This window comes from Agrobacterium sp. CG160-95, assembly GCF_053521725.1.
The window spans coordinates 775,825-790,128 of sequence record NZ_JBNWDU010000002.1 but is presented as its reverse complement, the minus strand read 5'-3'; the positions used below and the strand labels follow the sequence as shown (position 1 = coordinate 790,128).

The window sequence follows — 14,304 nt, the reverse complement described above, 5'->3', positions numbered from 1 at the left end:
AGATGCGATGGTTGGAAAGCTTGGAGAGGCCGGTCATGCTAAACCGCAAGGCCGGCCATCCGAGAGCTTCATTCCGCGACCGGCAGCCCCGTGGCCGTTTCGATCTGCTTTGCGGCATCGTCGAGAGCTGCTTTCGCATCGGTATAACCACCCGCGAAATATTTGGTCTGCGTCGCCTTGTAGATCGCATCTGCATCCGACTGGAACGCGGTGCCACGGCTGGGCACGATTTTCGGCAGGGTCGCCAGAATATCGGTCCAGACCGCCTGCCCACCCCAATAGGGCTGCTTTTCCTTGACGAAAGGATCATCGATGGCGGAGAGAAGCGAGGGAACGAGGCCGAAGGACTTCAGCATCGTCACCTGCCCCTCATTGGTGGTCAGCGCGTAGTCAATGTACTTCCAGGCGGCTTCCTTGTGCTTGGACGCCGAACTTATTGCCAGCGAAGAGCCACCTAGATTGGCTGCATGCGGGCCGTCGGGCGTAAGGCTCGGCATCATATAGACACCCCACTTGCCTGAAAGACCGGGAGAGCCGGAGCGAACCGTGCCTTCATACCAGGCGCCATACATCTGGCTCGCGGCCTTGCCGGCAGTATTGGCCTGAATCTTCTCATCCCAGATCGCAGCCGTGATGATGCCGGCATCCTTCATCTGCTTGATCTTTTCAAGCGTCGCGACACAGGCAGGTTTGTTGATGGTGATGTTCTGGCCGTCGGTCGAAAAGTAACCGCATCCCTGCTCGTTGGCGATCATGCGGAACCACTCGCTGTCGCCGTTGAAATCGGCCTGCGCCATCACGGTGCCGGGATTGGCGGCCATGACCTTCTTGCCAGCCGCGATGAAATCATCCCAGCTTTTGATGGTGGCCGGATCGACAGCAGCCTTTTCGTAGAAATCGCGCCGGTAAAAAACGGCCACCGGACCCGAATCCCAAGGCACCGCATAAGCTACGCCATCGACCTCCAGTTCCGTGCGCTTAAAGTCAGGAAAAAGCGCCTGTTTTTCAGGCGTATAGCCAAGTGCAGTCAAATCCGTGAAACAATCCGGGAACCGGCTCCAGAACAGTTCCGCCTCGAAATTTTCGACCGTTACAATATCCGGGAGGCCGTCGCCACCCGCTGCGCAAGCCGCCAGCGTCTTGTCGAAAACCTGATCGTTTCCAAGGTCTTCAACAACAATCTTGATGTCAGGATTTTGCTTGTTGAACCCTTCGACAGTGGATTTAAGCGCCGATGCGGCGACATTCCAGCTCCAGATGGTTAAGGTCTCGGATTGCGCCATTACCGGTGCCGCAAGGAGCACCAGAGCCGTCGACGCGCCAAGAAATTTAAAGCACATTGAAAACCTCCCTTTTTTCAATTGCCGTTCTTTAGCGAACATGGGCACATTACCGGCGGCAGGAAATCTGTCTCGTACAAAGGGAACATCGATTTGGCGGAAAGTAAGATTGCCGAAAGAGCCTTCTACCAGCCGGGTGCAAGCAGCATCGAAGGCATGCCGACCACGCTCCAGCTTTTTTACAACCACCCGCCCATCATGCTCAGGCCGCACTGGCATGCGCAGGTGGAGGTGAACTATGTGATGTCGGGATCCGTACATTACCGGATGGGCGACCACGACCTTTCGCTCGATGCCGGCCAGATGTGCATTTTCTGGGGCGGCCAGCCGCACCAGATGGACCGTTCCTCCGATGATTCGATTTATGCGGGCGCGCATCTGCCGCTCGTCCATTTTTTCCGCATGCGGCTGCCGGCTGCGGTTTCCAGCCTGCTGATGGGCGGCGCAACGATGGTGAGTGCGCAGACGGACCGGGCCGACGAGGAAAATTTCGGCCGCTGGTTCCGTTACGTCACTTCGGGTGATCCGGCCAAGGCGCAGCATGCGGTGGAGGAATTGCTGCTGCGGGTGGAGCGCATGTTCCTCGAGCCCTATACCGTCATATCCTCCGCCGTCAGCGGCAAACGGGAAGAGAACGACGAGAGCATGGCGCCCTCAATCGGCGTGGTGCGCATGTGCGATTTCATTGCCGCCAATTTTCTAGACGACATCGACGCGACCGAAATTGCCCGCGCCGCCTCGCTTCATCCGAAATATGCGATGAACCTGTTTCGCAAATCCACCGGCATGACGCTGATCAAATATCTGACCTTGCTCAGGCTTTCCCGCGCCCAGGCGATGCTGATGAACGGCAAGGACAATATTCTGCAGATTGCCATGGAAAGCGGCTTCGGCTCCGTCAGTGCCTTCAACAAGGCGTTTCGTCAGATCGCCGGCATGTCGCCTTCCGATTTCCGCCGCGATATGCGCGCGACGGCGGCTTAATTTTCCGCCTCTTCAAAATCGGAGTAGCCGGCACTGCGCTGACCTGCCGCCTTGCGATAGGCGCGGGGCGAATTGCCGAGCATTCGCCGGAACATGGTGGTGAAAGCCGGAATATTTTCATAACCGGCATCCAACGCCACATTGGTCACCGCCTCGCCCGCGGCAAGCCTCGGCAAAGACGCAAAAATGCAGGCCTGCTGGCGCCAGGTGACAAAACTCACCCCCAACTCTTTACGAAATAACCGCGTAAAGGAGCGCCGGCTCATGCCCATGGCGGCGGCCCAGTCATCGATTTCCACTCTGGCCACAGGCTTTTTCAGGAACTCGCGGCAAAGACCGGCAAGACGCTGGTTATCGGGAAAGGGTAATCCCAGCGGGCGTTCCGGCAGACGGTTGACCTCATCGAGCAGAAGCGCCCGCACCAGTCCCTGCCGGTGAAAAGCGGCGGGTTGCAACTCCTCGCCCAGCAATTCCGAAATCAGGCTGGAGGCAAGGGCGGTAATTTCCACCACCCTTGGGGCCCCGGCTTGAAACAGATCGGGGTGAACGTAGATCGAATGCATCTCCACCGTTGAGATGATCTCAGCCTCATGTTTCAGCCCGGCTGGAATGATAAGCCCGTGACCGGGCGGTATCATCCAGCGCCCTGCGGCGGTGCTGACCAGCACGACGCCCTGGCGTGCGCACCATATCTGCACCCGGCCATGGCTGTGGACCGGGGTACGGTGTCCTGTCGGATAGGCACGGTGAAGCGCCAGCACCGGCTCGTTGGTGCCGTCGATCAATTTCAGGCTGCGCTCATGGTCGTCATCCGCCAGACGGGCGGGTTTTAGCGATTTGATTTTTGCCATTTGGCCCATTCACAAAGAAACTCGTCCAGAACACGAAAGCAGGCCAGAAACAATATGAATAAAAGCGGGAAGAAATAAAGACACGTTTCCCGTCTCTCGCGGGGAATCTGGAGAGGATACATCATGGCCACCGTCACCAGCACCGGGTTCAGCCCGCAACGCACGGCGTTTTCAATTATTGCAGCAGCCAGCTTCTGCCACATGCTCAACGACATCATGCAATCGCTACTGACGTCGCTTTATCCGCTGCTGAAGGCCAATTATGCGCTCGACTTCATGCAGATCGGGCTGCTCACCTTCGCCTTTCAGGTCACGGCATCGCTGTTGCAGCCGGTCGTCGGCATGGTGACCGATCGCTGGCCCATGCCTTTCTCCCTGCCAGTCGCGATGCTCTCCACCTGTGCCGGCCTCATCACGCTCGCATTCGCTCACAGCTTCGAGGTGCTCGTGATCGGCGCCTGCCTGATCGGTGTCGGCTCGGCGATCTTCCATCCGGAGGCGTCACGCGTTGCCCGTCTGGCATCCGGTGGTCGCCACGGTCTGGCACAGTCCTTCTTCCAGGTTGGTGGTAATACAGGCACGGCCATCGGCCCGCTGCTGGCCGCCTTCATCGTTATCCCGTTCGGTCAAGCCAGCCTCAGCTGGTTCTCACTGATCGCGCTGATGGGCTTTGCCGTCTTGTCCTGGGTCGGCGTCTGGTATACCCGCCACCGCCGCGCGAATGTCGGCAAGGCTCCGGCCAGCCGCGCACTTCCGCTGGCACGCGGCACCGTGATGATGACGCTTGCCGTGCTGGTGGTTTTGACCGCCACCAAGAACGCCTATCTCGCTAGCCTTTCCAGCTATTTCACCTTCTACACCATCGAGAAGTTCGGGCTGGGCGTGCAGGATGCGCAGGTTCTGCTGTTCCTCTTCCTTGGCGCTTCTGCGGCGGGCGTTTTCTTCGGTGGCCCGATCGGCGACCGCTTCGGCTCGCGCGTCGTCATCTGGTTCTCGATCCTCGGCGTCATTCCCTTCGCGCTGATGCTGCCCTATGCGAACCTGTTCTGGACGACTGTTCTCGTCGTCGTCATCGGCTTCGTCTTCTCTTCCGCCTTCTCGGCAATCGTCGTGTTCGCGCAGGAACTGGTACCCGGGCGCGTTGGTCTCATCGCCGGCATGTTCTTCGGTTTCGCCTTTGGCTTCGGTGGCATCGGGGCCGCGGTTCTCGGGATCTATGCGGACAAGGAAGGCATCGAGTTTGTCTATCGCATCTGCTCCTACCTGCCGCTGCTCGGCCTGTTGACCGTGCTTTTGCCAAAGTTGCCGAGCCACCGGTAAAGACCCTTCGCTCTCAAGCGTTTCGTCACGGCAGTCACCTGTGATAATCACGGTGACTGCCGTAATTCGTTGAGCGAAGACCAGCCACATGCAGATACCGATAAAATCGATCCTCGTCTTTCATGCTGCGGCAAGGGCGGGCAGCATTTCGCGGGCGGCGGAAGAGCTGAGCGTGACGCCTTCAGCCGTTTCCCAGCAGATCCAGTTGCTCGAAGGCCAGCTTGGCACGACGCTGATGGCGCGGACCGGCCGCAAGGTGACGCTGACGGAGGCGGGCGAGCGGTACTTCTCGATGATCACCGCACAGATCGAGCAGATCAGCGATGCCACCGACAGTATTCGCGGCTTCCGCTCGGTGACCACGCTGACAATCAGGGCAACCCCGACCATTTCCAACAAATGGCTGCTGCCGCGTCTCGGCTCCTTTCTGGAGGAGCATCCCGAACTGGAAGTGCGCCTTGACGGCACCAACGAGCCGACCGATTTTTCGCAGGAGCTTGTCGACATAGAGCTGCGCCATGGCGATGGCCGCTGGCCGGGCCTGTTTGTGGAAGGGCTCGTGGAAGAGGAGTTCCTGCCGGTCTGTTCACCGGATATGCCCGGTGCCGGTACATTCCTGCCCGAAGATTTGCAGAACCAGCGGCTTATCCACTCGGTCAAGGCGCAGGCGCAATGGAACCACTGGTTCCCGCTTTCCGGCGTGACGGCTGAAAAGCGCTGGCGTCGCGTTCTGTTCGATCGCAGCCACATGGCCATCGACGCCGCCGTTCTGGGCATCGGCGTGGCGCTGGAAAGCACGTTGATGATGGAGCAGGAACTGCAACGCGGAATGCTGATCCCGGCCGTGGCCGATGCGCCCCGCATCAAGCTCGTCACGCAATGGATCGTTTGCCCGCATTCCCACCTGCGTCAGAGAAAAGTGACGCTGTTTCTGGAGTGGATGCGAAAACAACGCGACGAGTGGCGTGCCCGTCGCGTTGTCTGATGCTTCAGGCTTCCTGTTTCAGTCTCAATAAAGACCCATCAACCGTATCGGCCCGAGCGTCAGCACCGGGAAAAGCACGAGTGCGAATATGGCGAGCGTCAGCACCGTCATCGGCGCCAGCGAACCACGAATGACGTCTTCGATCTTCATGTTCGCCACCTGTGCTGCCGCGAACAGGCAGACCCCGACCGGCGGCGTCACAAGGCCAAGTGTCAGCGTCATGACAGTCACGATCAGGAAGTGGATCGGATCGATGCCCAGCGCCTCCACCGGCGGCATCAGCACCGGAATGAGGATGAACATGGCAGGGATAGCCTCCATGAAGATGCCGATGATCAGCAGAAAAACGAAGATCACCAGCATGCCCGACATCGGCCCAAGGTTCATCGCCTTCAAAAGCTCGGCCACCTGTTCCGGCAGGCCGTCGAAGGTGAAGACCCAGGCGGCAAGCTGCGAGGTGGCGGCGATGAACAGGATGGTGCCGGAAATGCGGGCCGTGGAGATCAGTATTTCCGGCAATTCGCGAACCGGCAGCGTGCGAAAGACCAGCACACCCAATACGGCCACATAAACAACCGCGATGGCCGCGGCTTCCGTCGGCGTGAACAGGCCGCTGGCGATACCGATGATGAGGATCAGCGGCGTGAGCATTGGCAGGATGGCGCGAAGGCCGGTGACGATAACCAGACGGAAATTGAAGGGCGTCGGCGGATTGTAGCCGTAATGCACCGAATAGAAGTGGTTAAAGACAAGAAAAGCGAAGGCGATGAAGAGGCCAGGCACCAGACCCGCAATGAGCAGCGTACCGATCGACACATTGGCGATGGAACCTGCAATCACGATCAGGATCGACGGCGGGATGATGGAAGAGAGCGTGGAGGTGCAGAGCGTCATGCCGACGGCATAACCCTTTGGAAATCCGTGTCGCTCCATAGCCTTGATTTCGATTGCGCCCACAGAGGCGATATCGGCGACTGAGGAGCCAGAGACGCCGGAAAAGATGACCGACGAAATGACGTTGACGTGACCAAGTCCACCGGGAAGCCAGCCGACCATCGCCTCGGCGAAATCGAAGATGCGCTCCGCCACACGGCCGCGCTCCATCACCGTACCGACCAGAATAAAGAGTGGCACGGCGACGAGAAGGAAAGAGTTCATCGACGAGAACATCGTCTGCGACAGAAGGTCCATGGGCATGGAGGTGAAGAGCCACAGCGTGCCGACACTGGCGAGCGCCAAAGCGATGGCGAGCGGCACACCCAGCATGCTGAGACCGAAAAAAGCGATGAGAAGAAAGACCGACATGGCTCAATGTCCTGCTGAAATAGAGATATCGGCGTGGGCGATCTCGTCCGCGGGGATACCGATCTCGGGGAGCGCGATCAGGTCCCGCCTGCTGCGCAGCGATTCGATGATGGCCAGCACGGCGATGACGGCCGAGACAGGCAGAACCATGCCGATGGTCCACATGGGGATGGGCAAGGTCGCGGCGGTCTCGTTCATCATGATCTGCTGGCGCACCAGGGTGAAGCCCGTCCAGCCCATCATGCCGAAGAAGAACACCGAAGAACCGACATAGATCGGCACCGCCAACCGCGTGAACAGGCGGTGGAACAGCACCAGAAACACCACGACCCGCGCGCTTTCAACAGTGCGGAAACCGGCGGCAAGGCCGAGGAACACCATCCAGATGAAGAGAAAGCGCGTCGCCTCCTCGGTCCAGGGAAGAGGGCTGCCGATGAGGCGGCCAATGACCTGGAGAAGAACGACGACAAGAATACCGAAACAGGCCGCCCCGGCGGCGACATCAGCGATGACCTTGACGATGGTGCCGAGCACCGACGGTTTCGTATCGCGCATGACAATACCCTTCCACTGCTGAAACCGGATATCCGGTAAAACGAATGCCACCCTGCCGCGACGGCAAGGCAACCCTTGCTGACGATGGGAGCGGCCGGGTTGCTAATCGGTGCAACCCCGGCCCTCCTTTCACTGGCGGCGTCAGTTCGTCTTGAGGAAAGCCTGCGTCTTGTCGAAAAACGCCTGATCTTTCACGAGGGCGGAGAATTTTGACGAAAGACCAGTCGCGACAGCCACGAAAGCCTTGCGCTCGTCATCGGTCAGCGTGTTGACCTCCATGCCGTTCTTCTTCAGCGTTGCGAGCGACTTGTCGATATCGGCAGCATCGTTCTCGGCTTTCCACGCCTCGGTTTCCGTGGCCGCGTCCCTCAACGCCGTTTTGAAGCCTTCGTCGAGGCCTTCGAAACGGGCCGGGTTCATGCCCAGCACCCAGGCGTCAGCGATGTGGTTGCTGATCGTCAGGTATTTCTGCACTTCATAAAGCTTGGCGCTGACAGGCACGTTGACCGGATTTTCCTGCCCGTCGACGACTTTCAGCTGGAGCGCGTTATAGACTTCCGCAAAGGCCATCGGCGTCGGGGCAGCACCCATGGTGCCGAAGAATTCGACCCAGAGCGGATTGTTCGGCACACGCAGCTTCATGCCCTTGAGATCGGCAGGCGATTTGATCGGCGCCTTGGAGTTGGTGATCTGGCGCAACGGCCGAGACCAGAGATCGAGCCCGAGAATGCCGATCTTGCTCAGATCGCCGGAAAGCTCCTTGCCAAGATCGCTGTCGAGATAGACGCGCAACTGGTCGATATCGCGGAACTGATAGGGAATGGCGATGGCCGTGAATTTCGGATTGAACACTGCGTAAAGCGATGTCGAGTTCAAGAGCATGTCGAGCGAACCGCCGGCCAGCTGCTTGACGCCCGCCGAAGGATCGCCGCCATAAAGCGTGCCGTTCGGAAACACCTTGATCTTGAGCTTGCCGTCGGTCTTCTTCGAAACAATCTCGGCGAACTTGTTGGCCGCGAGCGTGATTTCCGACGTATCGGAATCCGGCGTCGAAAGCGTGAGCGTTTCCGCCTGCGCGATCGATGCAACAAGCATGGTGGCGGCAAGAGCCAGCCCGTAAAGTTTTGAAATTTTCATGTGTTCCTCCCGTTGTTGTCTCTAAACAGTTTCGAGCGTTCCTCCGAACGCATTCATGCGTTTAACTTCAAGGATCACACCGCTGTGATCAAGCTCGCCCGCGCCATGCTCGACCATGGAGCGGAACAGCCGGTCAACCTCCTCGCCGACCGGTAATTTCAGGCCACGGCTCTTGGCGAAAGCCAGCGCCGTGGACGTATCCTTCAGCTGATATTTCGCCGGCCCGCCGGGGCGGAAATCGCCTTCCACCATGCGTTTGCCGTGCTGGCGGAAGACGGTGGACTCGGCAAAACCGCCAAGCAAAGCCTGGCGCACCTGCGCCGGGTCGGCTCCCCCCGCTTCAACCAGCGTCAAAGCTTCCGCTACGGCGCAGATCGTCGAGGCGACGATCAGCTGGTTGGCCAGCTTGGCCAATGAACCGCAGCCCACCGGACCGACATGGGTGACGCGGCCGAGGCAATTGAGGAGTGGCCGCAATGCGTCCACGTCCCGCTGCTCACCGCCGGCCATGATGGCGAGCGTTCCCTCAGTCGCCCCCTTTTCACCGCCGGAAACCGGTGCGTCGACATAAGCGACGCCATGAGCCTTTGCCGCCTCCGCCTGTTCCCGTGCGCTGTCGACCGGAATCGAACTCATCACCAGCAGAAATGCACCAGGCTTCATGGTGGAAACGACACCCGAGGCGCCGAGCAGAACCTGGTCGCAGACCGGCCCGGAACTCAGCATACAGAGCACGACATCGGCTTCGGCTACAGCTTCGGCAGCCGTGGCCGTCGGCTGCACGCCCTTTGCCGCCAGAACCGCAGCTTTTTCAGCACTGCGGTTCCAGGCCTTGACGGAAAAACCGGCCTCAGCCAGACGCGCCGCCATGGGTGCACCCATGATGCCCGTTCCGATGACAGCGATTTCGCGGATGTCCTGCATTTTTTCCACCCTTCAAATCCATTGCCGGTTGAGGAAACGAACCGGCAACTCTTCTTCGATGAGGGCGGGAAACGCCTCGCGAAACCGGTCGAGATGGGGTGTTTTCAGATGGTCGTCGAAAGCTTCGCGGCTGTCATAGACCTCATAGAACACCACGTTGTTTCCGGATTCCGGCCGCACCACATCGAATTGGCGGCAACCCGGTTCATCCTGAACCGAATGGGTGGCATCATCTTGCGCTGCGTTAAGAAAGGCATCCATCGCGTCAGGCTTGACCCGGAATTCCGCGATTACCACGAAAGCTCCATTCGGCATGTCCCGTTCTCCGTCCATCACGCCGCAGCGTCTTTTTGCGGACGGAACTGGTTTTCCATGTCCTGGCGAAGCTTCACCACATCCAGGTCGCTCACCAGTTCCACATCGTCGAAGCTGACGATCTGGTCCTTCCTGATGGCGCGCTTCAGCTTGACATTATGGGCAAGGCCGATCGGCAGCGCCTTGATGTCGAGGCTGCGGGTGGCAGGGATGGCATTGGCCCAGACCGCGTAACCGCCCTCGCCGTCAAGCATTTCGCCGGGCTGCATGTCCTTCTTGGCCGTCGCAACCGCATCGCCGCGGAACTCCTTCGAGCAACCGGTGGCCTCGTTGCGCAGCACCGCGGACAGCACACTGATCGAGGTTTCCAGACCGATGATATGGAACGGACGCCACATGGAGGCGTACCAGCCCGAAGGATCGGTCAGCAGTCCATATTGCTTGAAGCAGGCGCGGGCATATTCGTTATGCGCCTTGAAGGTGACGAAAACGCCGTAACGGATGTTATTAAACACCTCGCGACCATCCGGCTCCTGGCTTGCGGCAATATCCACGAGACCGGAGCGCGACATGCGGCCGCCATCGGCAGCGGGGCGAAAGACGCGGGCGAGATCGTGCAGGCCGGCGGGCGGGAAGGCCAGACCGTCATCCGGGCAATCCAGCCCCGTGCCGTTTGCGACCGCCGCCATTTCGATCGCCGCCTTGGTGCCGTCGGTAAATGAATTGTACATTTTCGGATTGAAGTCGCCCTTGGCCACTTCCTCGTCAGTCCAGCCGAAGTAGCTCCAGACAGTATCAGGCGTCGAATACCGGTAACGCGGCTCGAAATTCATCCCCTTGCCGGCGGAAACGACCTCGAAGCCGGTGGCGCGTGCCCAATCGACCAATTCGCAGATCAGGGCCGGTTGGTCACCGTAAGCCATGGAGTAGATAAGACCCTTGGCCCTCGCTTTTTCGGCCAGGATCGGCCCGACCATCACATCGGCCTCCACATTGACCATGACGACATGTTTGTTGTGGTCGATGGCTCCGAGCGCATGGCGCGCGCCAGCCAGCGGATGGCCGGTCGCCTCGATCACGCATTCAATCTCGCCGCAGGCGAACAGTTCGTTCACATCGTCAGTCACATAGGTCTTGCCGCTCTTCAGCGCATCGGCGCAGCTCGTCGCGTCATAACGCTCCTTCGGCCAGCCGACGCGGTCAAACGATTCCCGCGCCTTGCCGACATTGAGATCAGCGACGGCGACCATGTGGAAACCGGCGATGCGCTGCGCCTGCGCCAGAACCATGGAACCGAACTTGCCGGCACCGATGAGACCCACCCTGACGGGCTTGCCACCGGCTGCGCGCTGCGACAGAAGAGAATATAGATTCATGTTTTGACATCCTTCGCTGGGGAAATTGCTGGCGAGAGTGCCCAGTCAGCCCGGCGAAGGCCATGCGATACCGAGGCTACGAAGGGTTAACCCTCGCGGCACCGAAGACATGACGTTTCTGCGTTCCTCCCGGATCCCGGCACACACTTGCGCCGGCTCCCGCGGTCGCCTCCCAAAGCAACCCTGGGAACAGACTAGGAGCGTTCAAATATTAGTTCTATTTAGAAAAACAGATTTTTCTTTTAATTTTTCTAACAAACTATCAAGCTGATTTGCGCAGCATCAGATCGGCACTGAGGAGAATGCGCTCGCGCATCCGTGTCGTGTCATCCGCCTCTTCGTTCAACTTCTGCAGAAGAAGTTCGATCGATAGCCTGCCGATCTCGTTGTAATTCTGCGCCACCGTAGTAATCGGCGGGCAGGCATAACGCGAAAGCGGATGATCGTCATGGCCGGCGACCCTGAGATCGTAATCCGTGCCATGGCCGACCCTGATGCCCTTCTGGAAGGCGGCGGCGATGACCCCGAAGGCGATACGGTCATTGGCGCATAAAATAGTGCGCGAGGGCAAATGCCCTGCTCCATCCAGCAACCGGGTCGCTTCATCAAAGGCGAAACGCTCGAAATCCCAGGTTACGGTGCCGGGAACACCGATGACATGCGGCTCGAAACCAAGACGCTGCATCGCCTCCTCATAGGCCGTGCGGCGCGTTGCGGCGTTGGTATTTACCTGCGGCATGTCGAAGAAACAGGGCGGCTCGCCCGAACGGCAGAGATAATCCACCATCAGCCCGACGCTCTGGCGGTTGTCGGTGCCGACGAAGGCCGAGGTTTCGTCGAGTGGAGAATCGACATAGACGATCGGTATGCTGGCCGCCAGCTGCTCTAGCGTGGCGCGATGGGACTTGACGCCGAGCGGAGCGATGATGGCGCCCGCGACATTCATCGACTTGAAGGTGCGGATGGCCCGATCCTCGATTTCCGCCTTGCCGTCGGACGACAGCACGAAGGCAAGGAACCCCGCCTCGTTGGCGATGAGTTCGATACGGCTCGTCAGCGCCATGTAGAACGGGTCGGTTGAGTTGGGAATAATGATGCCGATGATATTGGAGCGGCGGCGGTTGAGGTTGACAGCGAAGATATTCGGTCGGAAGCCCGATTTCTTCAGCGCATCCTCGATGGCATCCCGCGTCTTCTTGCGGACCGAGGCCGGATCATTGAAGTATTTCGAAACAGTCGGGCGGGAAAGGCCGACGAATTCCGAGAACTCTTCCATCGTCCTGATAGATTTGGCCAAAGTGCTTGCCCCCATGAAATATTACATGTGGTACTCTATATCGACCGGCCTTCGCACGAAAAGCCGGTCGAATACGGTTATCAACGGCCAAACGATCATTCGGCTGCAAATTGCACTTTCATCGTGGCCGGATCGGACGGCTTTTTCATAAAGAACGGCAGCATATCCGAAAGCGGCAGCCGGTGCGACACCAGCCGCGCCATGACATCGCCATCCGTTTCCAGAATGGCAAGCGCTTGCGGTATGTTGCGGTTCAGCGAATGTGAGCCGACAAGCTTCAGCTGCCGCCGGAAGATTTCGAAAGGCGCAACCGAGATACGGGCATCGGGCGCGCAGACACCGAAAAACAGCGCCGTGCCGCCATCCGCGACCAGCGGGATCATTGCTTCCGCAACAGCTGCGATGCCGGTCGCATCCGCCACGAAATCGAACGCCTTCTGTTGCCGCAGCAGCGCCTCAGACCCGGAAACCGCCGTCTGAAGTCCAAGACTTTCAGCGAAGTCCAGCCTGCTTTCGTTGATGTCCGCAATCGTCACCGTCGCAATGCCTCGTGATTTCAGCGACAGGGCGAGCAGCAGGCCGATGGGGCCGGCGCCAAAAACAAGCGCATTGCCCGGCACCGACCCACTCTCGCCAATGCCCGCGCTCTGCATGCCGTTGACGACGCAGGCGAGCGGTTCGGCAAGTGCTGCCACGTGATAGGGCATGGAACCTATGCCATGCAGTTGGTCGGCGCGCACCACGCTGAATTCCGCAAAACCGCCATTATGGGAAACGCCATAGGCCTTCAGCGTGCTGCAAAGGTTGGTAAGCCCTTTCCTGCAACTGGGGCAGGTGCCGCAGGGCAGATTGGGATCGACGACAACCCTGTCGCCGACCTTGATGCCTGTGACATCTGCCGCCACCGCCGCAACTTCGCCGGCATATTCATGGCCGGGAATGACGGGAAAGGCACCGTCACCGTAACGCGCATGCAGCACGTCTATATCGGTATGGCACAGCCCCGAAGCCTTGACCCGGACAAGGGCATGCCCCGGCGGCAGATCGGCGACGGGCACGTCCGTAAGCACGGCTCGTCCCTTCTCGACGAATTGAATCGCACGCATGGTCATCTCCGGCTTTTCAGCTCATCCAGTTGCCGCCGTCGACATTATATGTCTGGGCGAGAATATAGTCGCTGTCGGAAGAGGCGAGGAAAACTGCAAGGCCCTTGATGTCATCAGGCGTGGCGAAACGGCCGATCGGCACGGATTTGGCCACCGCCGCCTTCTTCTCACCCGGCTTCAAGCCTTCCCATTTGGCGAAATGCGCATCGACCACTTCCCAATGCTCGCCATCCACGACACCCGGCGCAACCGCATTGACGTTGATGCCGTGTTTGACGAGCGCCAGCGCCGCCGACTGCGTGGCGGAAATGATCGCCGCTTTGGAAGCGCAATAAAGCGTGACGAGCGCCTCACCGCGCCGACCGGCCTGGCTCGCCATATTGATGATCTTGCCGCCGCGCGCACGCGCGATCATGACATTGGAGACGGCCTTCATCATGAAAAGCGGCCCCTTGAGATTGATGTCAAAAACCCGCTCATAGCTCTCTTCGGTAATGCCGTTGATCGGCGCCATATCGAAGATCGCGGCATTGTTGACGAGAATATCGATGCCGCCGAATTCCTCATCGACCGCCTTTACAACCGCATCGATCTGACCAAGGTCAGTCACGTCCAGACGGATGGCCTTGGCGGATGGGCCTATAGCGGCTGCAGAAGCGGTCGCCCTGGCAATATCGATATCGGCGATGATGACCTTTGCACCCTCATCGGCGAAAGCCTGTGCAAAACCAAGGCCGATGCCGCGGGCGGCGCCGGTAATCAGCGCGACCTTGTTCTTCAATCTCATGTCGATCTCCGTGATGCATGGC

The 14,304-nt window shown here is 59.3% G+C and carries 14 protein-coding genes; 3 read left to right on the top strand and 11 right to left on the bottom strand.

The features are described 5' to 3' along the window. Positions 1–68: 68 nt before the first annotated feature. Complete coding sequence (locus ACQZ63_RS10220; protein WP_019566481.1) at positions 69–1,340, bottom strand: ABC transporter substrate-binding protein; 1,272 nt, start codon at positions 1,338–1,340, stop codon at positions 69–71. 93 nt (positions 1,341–1,433) lie between these two features. Here ACQZ63_RS10220 and ACQZ63_RS10215 point away from each other — a divergent pair, with 93 nt between their 5' ends. Further along, positions 1,434–2,324: a helix-turn-helix domain-containing protein gene (locus ACQZ63_RS10215; RefSeq protein ID WP_013761428.1), complete on the top strand. Its 891-nt coding sequence runs from the start codon at positions 1,434–1,436 to the stop codon at positions 2,322–2,324. On the opposite strand, the gene ACQZ63_RS10210 is transcribed toward ACQZ63_RS10215, so the two are convergent. Continuing rightward, positions 2,321–3,175: an AraC family transcriptional regulator gene (locus tag ACQZ63_RS10210; protein ID WP_013761429.1), complete on the bottom strand. Its 855-nt coding sequence runs from the start codon at positions 3,173–3,175 to the stop codon at positions 2,321–2,323. The two genes, ACQZ63_RS10215 and ACQZ63_RS10210, sit on opposite strands and share 4 nt — an antisense overlap. A 123-nt stretch (positions 3,176–3,298) precedes the next feature. Here ACQZ63_RS10210 and ACQZ63_RS10205 point away from each other — a divergent pair, with 123 nt between their 5' ends. Continuing rightward, a complete protein-coding gene (locus ACQZ63_RS10205) occupies positions 3,299–4,495 on the top strand; it encodes an MFS transporter (RefSeq protein ID WP_003517947.1) in 1,197 nt (398 codons plus the stop codon). 88 nt (positions 4,496–4,583) lie between these two features. Then, positions 4,584–5,480 (top strand): LysR substrate-binding domain-containing protein, encoded by an 897-nt coding sequence (locus ACQZ63_RS10200; RefSeq protein ID WP_113556266.1) that lies wholly within the window; start codon positions 4,584–4,586, stop codon positions 5,478–5,480. Positions 5,481–5,504: 24 nt separating this feature from the next. Here the strand turns inward: ACQZ63_RS10200 and ACQZ63_RS10195 are convergent, their stop codons facing one another. The 9 genes from ACQZ63_RS10195 to ACQZ63_RS10155 all read right to left on the bottom strand — a co-directional run bounded on the left by ACQZ63_RS10195 (position 5,505) and on the right by ACQZ63_RS10155 (position 14,282). Next, positions 5,505–6,785, bottom strand: coding sequence for a TRAP transporter large permease (locus tag ACQZ63_RS10195; protein ID WP_113556267.1), 1,281 nt, complete (start codon positions 6,783–6,785; stop codon positions 5,505–5,507). A gap of 3 nt (positions 6,786–6,788) precedes the next feature. After that, positions 6,789–7,340: a TRAP transporter small permease gene (locus tag ACQZ63_RS10190; protein WP_113556268.1), complete on the bottom strand. Its 552-nt coding sequence runs from the start codon at positions 7,338–7,340 to the stop codon at positions 6,789–6,791. Positions 7,341–7,481: 141 nt separating this feature from the next. After that, positions 7,482–8,477 (bottom strand): DctP family TRAP transporter solute-binding subunit, encoded by a 996-nt coding sequence (locus tag ACQZ63_RS10185; protein ID WP_113556269.1) that lies wholly within the window; start codon positions 8,475–8,477, stop codon positions 7,482–7,484. A gap of 21 nt (positions 8,478–8,498) precedes the next feature. Further along, positions 8,499–9,401: an NAD(P)-dependent oxidoreductase gene (locus ACQZ63_RS10180; protein WP_113556270.1), complete on the bottom strand. Its 903-nt coding sequence runs from the start codon at positions 9,399–9,401 to the stop codon at positions 8,499–8,501. Between the two features lie 12 nt (positions 9,402–9,413). Further along, complete coding sequence (locus tag ACQZ63_RS10175; RefSeq protein ID WP_113556281.1) at positions 9,414–9,716, bottom strand: putative quinol monooxygenase; 303 nt, start codon at positions 9,714–9,716, stop codon at positions 9,414–9,416. A gap of 17 nt (positions 9,717–9,733) precedes the next feature. Continuing rightward, positions 9,734–11,092: an NAD(P)H-dependent oxidoreductase gene (locus tag ACQZ63_RS10170; RefSeq protein WP_035199360.1), complete on the bottom strand. Its 1,359-nt coding sequence runs from the start codon at positions 11,090–11,092 to the stop codon at positions 9,734–9,736. 262 nt (positions 11,093–11,354) lie between these two features. Next, on the bottom strand, positions 11,355–12,368 hold the full coding sequence (locus ACQZ63_RS10165) for a LacI family DNA-binding transcriptional regulator (protein WP_019566487.1): 1,014 nt from the start codon (positions 12,366–12,368) through the stop codon (positions 11,355–11,357). A gap of 116 nt (positions 12,369–12,484) precedes the next feature. Next, entirely contained in the window at positions 12,485–13,495 is a 1,011-nt protein-coding gene (locus ACQZ63_RS10160) for a D-altritol 5-dehydrogenase (protein ID WP_038495775.1), read from the bottom strand. Between the two features lie 16 nt (positions 13,496–13,511). Then, the gene (locus tag ACQZ63_RS10155) at positions 13,512–14,282 is read right to left on the bottom strand and encodes a galactitol 2-dehydrogenase (RefSeq protein ID WP_113556282.1); all 771 of its coding nucleotides are present in this window, start codon (positions 14,280–14,282) and stop codon (positions 13,512–13,514) included. Between the last annotated feature and the right edge of the window lie 22 nt (positions 14,283–14,304).

Bases quoted from the DNA above. Each gene is read 5' to 3' on its own strand.
- ACQZ63_RS10195 (WP_113556267.1), bottom strand. From the start codon at position 6,785: ATGTCGGTCTTTCTTCTCATCGCTTTTTTCGGTCTCAGCATGCTGGGT.
- ACQZ63_RS10185 (WP_113556269.1), bottom strand. From the start codon at position 8,477: ATGAAAATTTCAAAACTTTACGGGCTGGCTCTTGCCGCCACCATGCTT.
- ACQZ63_RS10180 (WP_113556270.1), bottom strand. From the start codon at position 9,401: ATGCAGGACATCCGCGAAATCGCTGTCATCGGAACGGGCATCATGGGT.
- ACQZ63_RS10155 (WP_113556282.1), bottom strand. From the start codon at position 14,282: ATGAGATTGAAGAACAAGGTCGCGCTGATTACCGGCGCCGCCCGCGGC.
- ACQZ63_RS10200 (WP_113556266.1), top strand. From the start codon at position 4,584: ATGCAGATACCGATAAAATCGATCCTCGTCTTTCATGCTGCGGCAAGG.
- ACQZ63_RS10220 (WP_019566481.1), bottom strand. From the start codon at position 1,340: ATGTGCTTTAAATTTCTTGGCGCGTCGACGGCTCTGGTGCTCCTTGCG.
- ACQZ63_RS10175 (WP_113556281.1), bottom strand. From the start codon at position 9,716: ATGCCGAATGGAGCTTTCGTGGTAATCGCGGAATTCCGGGTCAAGCCT.
- ACQZ63_RS10190 (WP_113556268.1), bottom strand. From the start codon at position 7,340: ATGCGCGATACGAAACCGTCGGTGCTCGGCACCATCGTCAAGGTCATC.
- ACQZ63_RS10170 (WP_035199360.1), bottom strand. From the start codon at position 11,092: ATGAATCTATATTCTCTTCTGTCGCAGCGCGCAGCCGGTGGCAAGCCC.
- ACQZ63_RS10210 (WP_013761429.1), bottom strand. From the start codon at position 3,175: ATGGCAAAAATCAAATCGCTAAAACCCGCCCGTCTGGCGGATGACGAC.
- ACQZ63_RS10205 (WP_003517947.1), top strand. From the start codon at position 3,299: ATGGCCACCGTCACCAGCACCGGGTTCAGCCCGCAACGCACGGCGTTT.
- ACQZ63_RS10160 (WP_038495775.1), bottom strand. From the start codon at position 13,495: ATGCGTGCGATTCAATTCGTCGAGAAGGGACGAGCCGTGCTTACGGAC.
- ACQZ63_RS10165 (WP_019566487.1), bottom strand. From the start codon at position 12,368: ATGGAAGAGTTCTCGGAATTCGTCGGCCTTTCCCGCCCGACTGTTTCG.